At 46.6% G+C, this 10000-nt stretch carries 8 protein-coding genes; 5 read left to right on the top strand and 3 right to left on the bottom strand.

The annotated features are described in order from the left end of the window. The 3 genes from LDL40_RS16910 to ubiG all read right to left on the bottom strand — a co-directional run. Window positions 1-446, bottom strand: a 446-nt coding sequence (locus tag LDL40_RS16910) for an ATP cone domain-containing protein (protein ID WP_300996620.1), incomplete at its 3' end; no start/stop codon positions are given. Window positions 447-816: 370 nt separating this feature from the next. Next, window positions 817-1494, bottom strand: coding sequence for an HAD-IA family hydrolase (locus LDL40_RS16905; protein WP_300996619.1), 678 nt, complete (start codon window positions 1492-1494; stop codon window positions 817-819). After that, entirely contained in the window at window positions 1491-2201 is a 711-nt protein-coding gene (gene ubiG / locus LDL40_RS16900) for a bifunctional 2-polyprenyl-6-hydroxyphenol methylase/3-demethylubiquinol 3-O-methyltransferase UbiG (protein ID WP_300996618.1), read from the bottom strand. The genes LDL40_RS16905 and ubiG overlap by 4 nt, the downstream gene beginning before the upstream one ends. Window positions 2202-2378: 177 nt before the next feature. Here ubiG and gyrA point away from each other — a divergent pair, with 177 nt between their 5' ends. The 5 genes from gyrA to rpsA form a co-directional block, all read left to right on the top strand. After that, on the top strand, window positions 2379-5003 hold the full coding sequence (gene gyrA / locus LDL40_RS16895) for a DNA topoisomerase (ATP-hydrolyzing) subunit A (protein WP_300996617.1): 2625 nt from the start codon (window positions 2379-2381) through the stop codon (window positions 5001-5003). Window positions 5004-5358: 355 nt separating this feature from the next. Beyond that, complete coding sequence (gene serC / locus LDL40_RS16890; protein ID WP_300996615.1) at window positions 5359-6438, top strand: 3-phosphoserine/phosphohydroxythreonine transaminase; 1080 nt, start codon at window positions 5359-5361, stop codon at window positions 6436-6438. After that, the gene (aroA, locus tag LDL40_RS16885) at window positions 6438-7724 is read left to right on the top strand and encodes a 3-phosphoshikimate 1-carboxyvinyltransferase (RefSeq protein WP_300996613.1); all 1287 of its coding nucleotides are present in this window, start codon (window positions 6438-6440) and stop codon (window positions 7722-7724) included. Before serC ends, aroA begins: the two co-directional genes overlap by 1 nt. Before the next feature lie 115 nt (window positions 7725-7839). Further along, window positions 7840-8520: a (d)CMP kinase gene (gene cmk / locus LDL40_RS16880; protein WP_127022833.1), complete on the top strand. Its 681-nt coding sequence runs from the start codon at window positions 7840-7842 to the stop codon at window positions 8518-8520. 101 nt (window positions 8521-8621) lie between these two features. Then, window positions 8622-10000 (top strand): 30S ribosomal protein S1 (gene rpsA / locus LDL40_RS16875; protein ID WP_300996612.1); only part of this gene is annotated, 1379 nt, incomplete at its 3' end.

Below are 10000 nucleotides of genomic sequence, written 5' to 3'. Positions count from 1 at the left end.
TTGACAGCAGCATAACTGAAATCTAAATCTCGGGCATGGACTATAAATGTATCCAGCTGGTCTAATTCTTCTTTACTGTAATCCGCCAGAATGTGAGCGTCATAACGCTTCTCTTCCACCATTTTAACCACATGGTCGTATAACTTTGGCGGTTCAAACTGGCCATAGGCTTTTTTACGCAGATGGAATACAGCCAAACGTGCGGCCATATATTGATAATCCGGCGTCTCTTTTGAAATTAAATCTGCAGCGGCTTTGATGATGGTTTCATGAATGTCGGCGGTCTTTATGCCGTCGTAAAACTGAATGTGAGAACGTAACTCAACCTGAGACACTGATACGTTTTGTAAGCGCTCAGCCGCCCAATCTATCACACGGTGAATTTTATCTAAGTCTAATGGTTCGCGCAGACCATCTCTTTTGGTTACGTATAATGTTTGAGTCATATTTTTCCGCCGAAAATTCCATCTCAATTGTTATTATAGTGTGCACAGAATTTATCCTGTGCAGCGAATTCACCCGCTTTTGGCTTCATTAGGTCAAACTCAGCTGAGTGACACAACATCTAGGGGTGAAAGGAGAACGGATCACAAGATAGAGTGGATCAATATCAATTGCAACCCCTGCTGGCGGGCGAAAAAAGCAGCATGTTAGTATCCGCTAACGTGCGAAATAGGCTTTTAAAAACCTCTGTACGGAAGCAATAGTTTTTCAGTAAAAAATCTATTTTGTCTGTTCGGTTAAATTTTAAGTCACTAAAAAAAATCACCTGCGACGAGGTGATTTTTAATTGAACAAAAAGTGAAAAAACTGAACTCAGTCCAAGTGTTGGATCAGGTCATCCAGGCTTGAAATGTGTAAATCTGCGCCCCAGAGTTCAGTTTTATCATCTGGTCCCACATAACCAAAATCGCACATCACGGTTTGCATGCCGGCACGACGTCCTGATTCTATATCTCGTTCAGCATCACCTATATACCAGCATTGATTTGCTGGTACCTGCATGTAGTGAGCCGTCATCCATAAAGGCGTTGGATCAGGTTTACGCTGTGCCAGACTGTCGCCACCGATCAAGAGCCTGCTTTTTAATAAAGCTGGTAACTGACGCTGTACTTTAGCGGCGAGCTTATAAGGTTTATTGGTCACTATAGCCCAACGGATGTTCCGTGCCTCAAGCGCTGCAAATAACTCTTCAGCGCCAGGAAACAAGCAGCTGTGTACACCACTGTGGTGGTGGTAATAATCCAGCAGGCTCTGACGGGCTTTGCCAAAATCAATCTCTTTAATCGCTACGCCAAAACCCAGCTGCAACAAACCTTTGGCACCATGCGAGGCCATAGGGCGGTATTCGTCGTAGCTTTTTTCAGGCATACCATGTTGTCGCAGAACAAAATTCAGCGCTGCGCCTAAGTCCTGGGCTGTATCGACCAACGTACCGTCCAAATCAAATAACAAGGCAGCTGGTTTTTTCAGTTTAATGTTCTGAAGACTCATAACGGCTTTTTTGCTACCACAAAATAATTTACGTCCAGGCCCGGGCCAGTGCGGAAGGATTGGTTTACTGGGTTGTAGTGCAGACCTGTTGCATCCACGACTTGTAAACCAGCATCATCGATGAAGCGCATCAGATCAGAAGGGCGGATAAACTTCTCAAACTCGTGAGTACCTTTGGGGACTAACTTCAACAACTGCTCTGCGCCTACTATGGCCATAAGATAGGCTTTCCAGGTTTTGTTTAATGTCGAGAACACCAAGGTCGCACCAGGTTTAGCTAAATCAGCGCAAGCCTGAACTACCGAAGCAGGTGCAGGGACATGTTCCAACATCTCCATACAAGTTACCAAATCAAATACTGCCTTGTTGGCCGCGGCAAAATCTTCTGCTGTACTTTGTTGATACTGAATGGATACAGCCGACTCCAGAGCGTGTAACTTAGCTACGGTGAGTGCTTCGTTCGCCATATCAATGCCGGTGACCTGTGCGCCGGCTTTGGCCATAGCCTCTGCCAAAATGCCTCCACCACAACCGACATCTACTGCCTTTTTACCAAAAAGGCCTTGTACCTGGTCACTGATAAAGGCCAGGCGGCATGGGTTTAGTTGGTGTAGGGGTTTAAACTCACCAGTTTCATCCCACCAGCGAGAAGCTATTTCATTAAATTTGGCAATTTCGCCCGGATCAACATTGGAAGAGGAGTTCATAAGCGTATCCACTAAAAATTTTGCCTATTATAAGGCCTTGATCTGTTTGAGCAATGCTGTACAAAGCACAACAGAACTGGCAAGGTGTTTTTTCTGTGGTAGAATCCGCCTTTGTCCCGCGACCCATTACAGTAAAAAACGCGGGTATCTTGTTGATTTAAGGGAAAAAAGCTTTTTATGACAAATTTGGCCAAAGAAATTGTTCCCATTAATATCGAAGAAGAATTAAAGAATTCTTATCTCGATTATGCAATGAGCGTTATTGTGGGACGTGCCTTACCGGACGTAAGGGACGGTTTAAAGCCAGTTCACCGTCGCGTGTTGTTTGCGATGAAAGAGTTAGGCAACGACTGGAATAAAGCCTACAAGAAATCTGCCCGTGTTGTCGGTGACGTCATAGGTAAATATCACCCGCACGGTGACAGCGCAGTGTACGACACTATAGTTCGTATGGCGCAGCCATTCTCCTTACGTTATATGCTGGTTGACGGTCAGGGCAACTTCGGTTCAGTGGACGGTGACTCTGCAGCAGCTATGCGTTATACCGAAGTGCGTATGTCTCGCATCGCGGGTGAATTGTTAGCCGACTTGGATAAAGAAACAGTCGACTATGTGCCTAACTACGACGGCACTGAAATGATTCCGGCTGTATTGCCTACAAAAATTCCAAATCTGTTGGTCAACGGTTCATCTGGTATTGCCGTTGGTATGGCGACTAATATTCCGCCACACAATTTAAATGAAGTGATTGATGCCTGTTTGGCATTGATTGCCAATCCGGATATCAGCATTCCTGAACTGATGGAACTGATGCCAGGACCAGATTTCCCGACCGCCGCTATTATCAATGGTCGTCGTGGTATCGAAGAAGCCTATCGCACCGGTCGTGGTAAGGTGTATATCCGCGCCAGAACTCATATCGAAACCGATGACAAAACAGGTCGCGAGACTATTGTTGTTGATGAAATTCCTTACCAGGTGAACAAAGCCCGCCTGATTGAAAAAATTGCCGAGCTGGTCAAAGAGAAGCGCATCGAAGGCATTTCAGCTTTACGTGACGAGTCTGATAAAGACGGTATGCGTATTGTCATTGAAGTCAAACGCGGCGAGTCCTCAGACGTACTGCTGAACCATTTGTACACCCAAACTCAAATGCAAACTGTGTTTGGTATCAACATGGTTGCCCTGGATCAGGGGCAGCCGAAGTTGATGGGCTTAAAGCATATGCTGCAATGTTTTGTGTTACACCGCCGCGAAGTGGTGACACGCAGAACTGTTTACGATTTACGCAAAGCCCGTGACCGCGCTCATATCTTAGAAGGCTTGGCCATTGCACTTGCCAACATTGATGAAATCATTGATTTAATCAAAAACTCATCAAGCCCGGCTGATGCCAAACAAGGTTTAGTCGCTCGTGGTTGGCAGCTGGGTGATGTCAGCGCCATGTTAGAACGTGCCGGTGAAAACGCGGCCCGCCCTGAATGGCTGGAAGAACATTTTGGTATCCGTAACGGCGAATATTTCCTGACAGAGCAACAAGCTCAGGCAATCCTTGATTTACGTTTACACAAACTGACAGGTCTGGAACATGAGAAAATTCTGGACGAGTACAAAGAATTATTAGTACTGATTGCTGAGTTATTACACATTCTGGGCAGCCCGGAGCGTTTAATGGAAGTGATCTGTGAAGAGTTAGAAGCAGTTAAAGCCCAATATGGTGATGCCCGTCGTACTGAAATTCAGGACAATGCGATGGATATCAATATGGAAGACTTGATCACCGAAGAAGACGTGGTGGTGACCTTGTCTCACTTAGGTTACGCCAAGTATCAGGCTCTGTCTGATTATGAAGCGCAACGTCGTGGTGGTCGTGGTAAAGCCGCAACTACGGTCAAAGATGAAGACTTTGTTGACCAACTGCTGATCGCCAGTACCCACGATACCATTTTGTGTTTCTCTAACCGTGGTCGTTTGTACTGGATGAAAGTGTATCAATTACCGCTGGCCTCCCGTCAGGCGCGTGGTAAGCCTATTGTTAACTTACTGCCACTGGAAGAAAACGAGCGGATCACCGCTATTCTGCCGGTACGTGAATACGAAGAAGGCAAGTACGTGTTTATGGCGACAGCCAACGGTACAGTGAAGAAAACCTCACTGACTGAATACTCTCGTCCACGTAGCAACGGTATTATTGCCGTGAACCTGAACGAAGGTGATCAGCTGATTGGTGTGGATATCACAGATGGCAACAGTCAGATCATGTTGTTCTCAGACGACGGTAAAGTAGTGCGCTTTAACGAAGAGCAGGTCCGTCCAATGGGCCGTGGTGCGACTGGTGTTCGCGGTATTAAACTACGCGAAAACGGCTCAGTCGTTTCATTGATTGTACCGAAGAGTGAAGGCGCAATTCTGACTGTGACTGAAAACGGCTATGGTAAACGTACCGCGCTGCAGGAATACCCAGAGAAGAGCCGTGCGACCCAAGGTGTGGTCTCTATTAAAGTCTCTGAGCGTAACGGTCTGGTGGTAGGTGCTGTTCAGGTGAATGCATTGGATGAAATCATGCTGATTTCTGATAAAGGCACACTGGTACGGACCCGCGTCAGTGAAGTATCACAAGTAGGTCGTAATACGGCTGGTGTGATTCTGATCCGCACCATAGAAGGTGAAAAAGTAGTAGGTGTGCAACGCATCGACGAAATTCAGGATCAGGATGAAGTTGCAGCCGCAGAAGCTGCAGCAGCAGCCTTAGCCGCACAAAATCCGACAGAGGATGCTGTGCCGGACGGTGAAGAAGAGTAAGAGTGGAAAAGGACGCTGCGGCGTCCTTTTTTATTGGCTGGCAATTGAGACGCAACGCCTTGCCTTGTTAAAAATCTTTCCGGACGATTTTTTATTCGCAGCCTTCCGTGGCACTTACCCTTAGGGCCAACGCTTTGCGTTGTTAAAAATCGTTCCAGACGATTTTTTTATTTGTCTGGTTATAAAAGTGAGTTAAAGTAGCTGGCAAAAAGAGCCGTCCAGACGTCAAAGTTTTTGGACCAGCGCACTTTTCGTTCTAACCCAAGGCCACAACAACAAAGATCATCCCAAGATGACCCAAAGCCATTTTCTAATTTGTTTTTCATTCGATAAAGCGTTGTAACAGGAGCAAGAGATGACCACCTATAACTTTTGTGCTGGCCCGGCTATGTTGCCGGTGGAAGTGATGCAACAGGCACAGGAAGAGTTGATCAACTGGCATGGTCGCGGCTGCTCCATTATGGAGATGAGTCACAGAGGCAAAGATTTTATGCAGGTTGCGGCTCAGGCAGAGCAGGACCTGCGCGATTTACTGAGCATACCCGCTAATTACAAAGTGCTGTTTATGCATGGCGGCGGTCGCGGTCAGTTTTCTGCAGTGCCACTGAATTTAGCAAAACCAGGCGTTAGTGCGGATTATATAGTCTCTGGCGCCTGGTCTAAGGCGGCTGTAGAAGAAGCGGAAAAATTTACCGCTTTAAAAGCTCAGAACATTCAAATCAAACAAGATGGCCTTCGCACTTTAGTGCCAGCTTCAGATTGGCAACTTAATGACAACGCCAGTTTCGTACATTTTTGCCCAAACGAAACTGTGGATGGCATGGAGTTTATCGATTTACCAACAACCAAAGCGCCCTTAGTGGCCGACCTGTCATCCACCATCTTATCGCGGCATATTGATGTCAGCCGTTATGGTGTGATTTATGCCGGAGCTCAGAAAAATATCGGGCCTTCTGGTTTAACCCTGGCCATTGTGCGTGAAGACTTGTTACCAGCCAAAGGCAGCAGCATTCCTAGCGTATTGGATTATCGTCTGGCTGCCGAAAATGACAGTATGTTTAATACGCCTCCTACTTATGCCTGGTATCTGGCTGGACTGGTGTTCCAGTGGCTAAAACGTCGGGGCGGTGTAGATGCAATGCAACAGCACAACGCCCTCAAAGCACAAACCTTATATGGCTATATCGACCAGAGTGATTTTTATCGTAACGATGTGGCGCCACAGTTCCGCTCTTCCATGAACGTTCCGTTTTTATTAGGCGACGAGACACTGAACGACTTATTTGTCAGCGAAGCCGAAGCAAATGGCTTACTAGCACTAAAAGGTCACCGCATGGTGGGTGGTATGCGCGCCAGTATCTATAACGCTATGCCACTTGAAGGCGTACAAACTTTAGTGACCTTTATGAAAGAATTTGAGCGGGTGCACGGCTGATGAAAACCTTAACCCTAGAGCCTATCGCAAAAATGGAAGGCGTAGTGCATTTACCAGGTTCAAAAAGTATTTCCAATCGCGCTTTACTGCTGGCTGCATTAGCCAAAGGCACAACCCGTATCACTAATTTGCTCGACAGTGATGATGTTAGCCATATGCTTAATGCCTTAACAGCGCTTGGCGTCAGGTTTTCGTTATCTGAAGATAAAACTGTCTGCGAAATCACAGGCGTGGCTGGTATATTTCAGCATCAAGAACCACTTGAGCTGTTTTTAGGCAACGCCGGCACAGCCATGCGCCCCTTAACTGCAGCTCTGGCTGTATCCAATGTCGACGTAACCTTAACAGGTGAACCACGGATGTACGAACGTCCTATTGGCCATCTGGTGGATGCTTTGCTGCAATGGAATGCCGATATTGAGTACTTGCAGCACAAAGACTATCCGCCGCTGCGTATTCGCGGCAAGGCTCTGGCTGGCGGTCACATCAGTATTGATGGTTCTGTCTCCAGTCAGTTTTTAACCGCAGTGCTGATGACGGCACCTTTGTTGTCGGGTGACAGCGAAATTGTCATTAGTGGCGAACTGGTGTCCAAACCTTATATTGATATCACCTTGGCTCTGATGGCGCGTTTTGGCGTCCAAGTTAAAAACAACAACTATCAGAGTTTTGTGGTCAAAGGTAATCAGCAGTATCAGTCGCCTGGCGATTTTCTGGTTGAAGGGGATGCTTCTTCAGCCTCTTATTTCCTCGCAGCTGCTGCTATTAAAGGTGGCACTATTAAAGTCACCGGCATTGGCAAAAATGCAGTGCAGGGCGATATTCACTTTGCCGACGCGTTAGAAGCCATGGGCGCGACAGTGGACTGGGGTTATGATTACATTTCGGTTACCCGTAACCAGCTAAAGGGCATAGACCGGGATTACAATGCTATTCCTGATGCGGCTATGACTATTGCGACCACAGCATTATTCGCTGAAGGTCCAACAGCTATTCGTAATGTTTACAACTGGCGCGTGAAGGAAACCGATCGTTTAGCGGCTATGGCAACAGAACTGCGTAAAGTGGGTGCTGAAGTGGAAGAAGGTGAAGATTACATTGTGATCACACCACCAACGACACTGAAACATGCCAGCATCGCAACCTACAACGATCACCGGATGGCTATGTGCTTCTCTTTGGTTGCATTAAGTAATACGGCTGTAACCATTGAAGACCCTGATTGTACTCGTAAAACATTTCCCCAATACTTTGAAGTATTTAGCACGCTCAGTACTTTAGCCTGACGAATAACGCGTAACCTGAACGGTTACGCGATCCCATGGATTAAACCGCGCTTTTTGTCATTTATTTCTGTATAATGCCGCATCTTTTTGTGTGTTCGACTGTTTTGGAGGCAGAATGCAACAAGCGCCGGTAATTACCATTGATGGACCAGGTGGCTCAGGGAAAGGCACAATTTGCCGTTTAGTTTCCCAAAAACTGGGCTGGCATCTGCTGGATAGCGGAGCAATTTATCGTGTATTAGCTTTAGCTGCTATCCATCATCAAATTGACCCTGCTGACGAAGAAGCATTACAGCCGTTGGCCGCTCATCTTGATGTTCAGTTTAATTGCGACGAACAAGGCAATACCCGCATTACGCTGGAAGGCGAAAATGTCACTCATACTATTCGTACTGAAGAAGTGGGTTCAGTGGCCTCTAAAATTGCCTCTTTACCACGGGTACGTGAAGCCTTGTTACGCCGTCAACGTGCGTTTAAAGAAGCACCGGGCTTAGTGGCAGATGGTCGTGATATGGGCACTGTGGTGTTCCCACAGGCAGAAGTTAAAATCTTTTTAACCGCCGACGCGTCAGAGCGCGCCAGACGGCGTTATTTAGAGTTGAAAGAAAAGGGCCATGATGTTAACATCGGCGACCTTTTGAGCGAAATACAGGCCCGTGACGAACGGGATATGAATCGCGCCGTAGCGCCTTTAAAGCCTGCAAGCGATGCATACATGCTGGATTCGACCAATAAATCTATTGAACAAGTGTTGGACGAGGTTCTCAACGTCTGTAAAAAGTTGAACCAGGCCTAGACCTTCACGTTGGACAGCTTGTCGCAAGGATGATGACAAGTTAACTTAGCAACCCCATGACACAGGACTGTGCGTGGAGCACTTAAACTGAAAAAGTGAATATGACTGAAAATTTTGCACTACTGTTTGAGGAGAGCCTCAAAACTATCGAAACTCGCCCTGGTTCTATTGTTAAAGGAACTATCGTTGCTATCCATAAAGACGTAGTACTGGTTGACGCCGGTCTGAAATCTGAAGCAGCAATCCCTGTTGAACAATTCAAAAACCTGGCTGGCGAGATTGAAGTGAACGTTGGTGACATCATCGACGTAGCTCTGGACGCGGTTGAAGACGGTTTCGGTGAGACTTTACTGTCTCGTGAGAAAGCTAAACGTCACGAGTCTTGGGTTCGCCTGGAAAAAGCCTGTGAAGATAAAGTTACTGTTATCGGTATCATCACTGGTAAAGTTAAAGGTGGTTTCACTGTCGAAGTTGATGGTATCCGTGCATTCCTGCCTGGTTCATTAGTTGACGTGCGTCCGGTACGTGACACATTACACTTAGAACACAAAGAACTTGAGTTCAAAGTTATCAAATTGGATCAGAAGCGTAACAACGTGGTTGTATCACGTCGTGCGGTAATCGAATCTGAAAGCAGTGCTGAGCGCGATACACTGTTACAAAACTTAGAAGAAGGCATGGAAGTTAAAGGTATCGTTAAGAACCTGACTGACTACGGTGCATTCGTTGATTTAGGTGGCGTAGACGGTTTACTGCACATCACTGACATGGCTTGGAAACGTGTTAAGCACCCAAGCGAAATCGTCAATGTTGGCGATGAAATCCCAGTTAAGGTTCTGAAGTTTGACCGTGAGAAGCAACGTGTTTCTTTAGGTCTGAAGCAAATGGGTGAAGATCCATGGGCCGCTATCGCTTCACGTTACCCAGAAGGTGCTCGCATCACTGGTCGCGTCACTAACCTGACTGATTACGGCTGCTTCGTAGAAATCGAAGAAGGCGTTGAAGGTTTAGTACACGTTTCAGAAATGGACTGGACTAACAAAAACATCCACCCATCTAAAGTTGTTAACTTAGGTGATTCAGTGGAAGTTATGGTCCTGGAAATCGACGAAGAACGTCGTCGTATTTCTTTAGGTCTGAAACAATGTAAAGCCAACCCATGGGAAGAGTTCGCTAAGGGCTTCAACAAGGGTGACCGCGTATCTGGTAAGATCAAGTCAATCACTGACTTCGGTATCTTCATCGGTTTAGACGGTGGCATCGACGGTTTAGTACACCTGTCAGACATCAGCTGGAATTCAACTGGCGAAGACGCTGTACGTGAATTCAAGAAAGGCGACGAAGTACACGCAGTTGTGTTACAAGTTGACCCAGAGCGCGAGCGTATCTCTTTAGGCATCAAGCAATTAGACGAAGATCCGTTCAACGGCTACCTTGCTGATAACAAAAAAGGTGCTATCGTTAAAGGCAACGTAACTGC

It is taken from the genome of Rheinheimera sp., from assembly GCF_020217005.1.
GTDB lineage: Bacteria > Pseudomonadota > Gammaproteobacteria > Enterobacterales > Alteromonadaceae > Pararheinheimera.
This window is presented reverse-complemented; position numbering and strand designations above follow the sequence as displayed.